General features: G+C 32.8%; 1 protein-coding gene. It reads right to left on the bottom strand.

Annotation, left to right across the window (positions count from 1 at the left end; genetic code table 11):
- Nucleotides 1–40: 40 nt before the first annotated feature.
- On the bottom strand, nucleotides 41–634 hold a 594-nt coding region (locus HMPREF9088_RS11275), incomplete at its 5' end, for an ISL3 family transposase (RefSeq protein ID WP_007209393.1).

The raw sequence follows: 634 nt of genomic DNA, 5'->3' as shown, positions 1-634 counted from the left end.
CCAAAACAGATGATGAACAAATCTGTTTTGGTTTTTTGTGTTATTTCACTTCAATTAAATGATTGATCATATAAATCCGTATTTTCATGTTCTCAAATGATTTGAATCCGTAGGATACTCTTTTCAATGTTTTAATATGGGTATTCTTTGCCTCGATTTTACCGTTTGAATAAGGATAAATCATTGCATTCCTTATGCCTTCTTCATACTTAAGCAAGTTCTGTAATTTCTTTCTAAATTCCTCATTTAAACTTTCTGGAAGATGTTTGAGCAAGTCAAAAAATACAATATGGTCCTTATCTCTAAATGCATCTGCCAAGTCATGGAATGCCTCATAAGCTTCTCTAAGGGAAGGGGAGCATGTAAGTAGTCTATCAATCATCATAGCTTCTGTAAGAAGAGGGTACTTAGGTGAACGGAAACTACGCCAAGACTTATATTCCGAATGATTTATATTCTGTCTATTTTTTGTTAGAAAACGCCAATTTACTTTAAGTTTCTGTGCTTCCTTTTTGAAACCTTTTATTTGTAAGGATTTCATTGTTCTTACACGTAGGTCTTGAAATGCTTGATTCATATGTTTAACGATATGAAATCGATCAATAACGAGATTGGCATTTGGGAATACCGTTTT

The sequence above is a fragment of the Enterococcus italicus DSM 15952 genome, from assembly GCF_000185365.1.
GTDB lineage: Bacteria > Bacillota > Bacilli > Lactobacillales > Enterococcaceae > Enterococcus_G > Enterococcus_G italicus.
The sequence above is the reverse complement of the archived record's forward strand: the minus strand, read 5'-3'. Positions and strand labels throughout refer to the sequence as shown.